A 1596-nucleotide genomic window follows, 5' to 3' on the forward strand; every position below is an offset into this window, starting at 1 on the left:
GCCAGCGCGAAGGTCTGCACCGCGCTGGATTGCAGGCGAACGCCGCGCGGGCCTTCCAACGTGACCCGCTCGCCGCGCCCGTCGGCATCCAGCGCTGCTGCAAGGGGCTTCACGGGGACCGAACATTGTTCCGGCACCGGATTCGGTTTCTGCAGCCAGACGTTCGTTCGGGGCGCCGCGACCGCCTCGGTCCTGACTTTCGGGAATGTGGAACGTCCTGCAGGTCCCGGAGTAGCGGATTACGTCGTGACCTGCCCCAATTCACCCTCGCAACCCTGATGACGGAGAAGATGATAACCCGATTCGCCCTGCGCTGGCGCTCGCCCTTGTTGCCGGCGCCCCGGCGCTGGCCGAAGACTCGAATCTGCGCGCACGACTGTTGGTCCTGCCCGCTACGGTGTTTTCCGGCCTCTCCCCGGACGTGGCGCGGTATCTCGACTTGCCAGCGCTGGCTGAAGCTGGCGATGGGACGCTGGGGCGCGAGGCGCTGGCCCGCGCCCTGCTAAGCGGCGGCATCTGCCCGGCCGAGGCACTTGCGGTCGGCACCGCGGAAACCTTTGCAGAGAAATCCGGGGTCGACGGCGCCGCACTAGCATTCGTTGCCGGAATAGGGCAGCCGCCGGGCGCGGTGTCGATCTGGGGGTTTGCCGACGAGAACGCGGCCACGACGGCGTTCCAGCCTGCCGGAGCGGGGCTTTGCAGAACGTCCATCGGGGATGATCGCCAACGGAGAGCCGGGCGTCGTGAATCTCGCCGGGCGCGATCCTGCGGACCCGTGGCGTGGGCCAATGGACAGGCGTCGGTCGTGGCACTTTTCGTCCCGACCCTGCTGCAGGCGGGCGATGCCGCGGTGCTGGAGCCGCTTCTGACCGACAGGGTCTCAGCCCTTGATACGCCCGCCGGTAAGACCATCGTTGACGCATTGGAGGCGCAGGAGGGCGCGATGCTGCAGGTCGCGTTCCTCGGGCCCTGGCACGGGTTGACCGGCACCGATCCCGCGGCCTTGGCCGGCAAGACCCCCTTGTGGCAGGGTGCCGCATTGGCCGATCTCGAAACACCCGAGGGTCCTGCCCTGATCCTTGCGCTTGCCTATGCCGGACTGCACTGATGCGCAGGCGGCTGCAGAAGGCGCCGCAGAACTGGCGCGCGGGATGAGCGATCATCGGCGGCTCACCCTTGACACCAGCACTCCGGTCGCAAGGGTGTGATCTCCGTTCCCCACGCATTTCGCCATATATCGCGGAAGGACCGACTTGAACCTGGGCTACAGCCTCCGAACCAGATTGCGGGACGACACGCGGCTCGCGCATGAACGCGTCGATGCCGCCTATCGCTTCTGCGACATCGCGGCACCCTGGGGTTTGTCGCTGTTCCTGTCGGATCATCTGCAGGCTTTCGCCTCACTTTCGATCGCGGACGGTCCCAGGCGATTGAGGGCTGAGGCGCTGCGAACGGAATACTGCGCGGCACTTCAGGCCGATCTCGCAGCGCTCGGCTGCGCTGCGCGGCATCCGCGCAAGCTGTTGCAGGTCACGCCCATCCCGGTGCTCTATATCCTGCTCGGATCGCGGCGGGGCGCACAGATGATGCAGCGTC

Annotated in this window: 2 protein-coding genes; both read left to right on the plus strand. The window is 67.0% G+C overall.

Annotated features, from left to right (window positions below; genetic code table 11):
- Window positions 1-379: 379 nt before the first annotated feature.
- Window positions 380-1108, plus strand: coding sequence for a hypothetical protein (locus tag KTN05_RS17490; protein WP_217330645.1), 729 nt, complete (start codon window positions 380-382; stop codon window positions 1106-1108).
- Window positions 1109-1253: 145 nt separating this feature from the next.
- On the plus strand, window positions 1254-1596 hold a 343-nt coding region (locus KTN05_RS17495; RefSeq protein ID WP_217330646.1), incomplete at its 3' end, for a hypothetical protein.

Source organism: Paracoccus sp. Z118, assembly GCF_019061185.1.
In the GTDB taxonomy this organism is placed as follows: Bacteria; Pseudomonadota; Alphaproteobacteria; order Rhodobacterales; family Rhodobacteraceae; genus Paracoccus.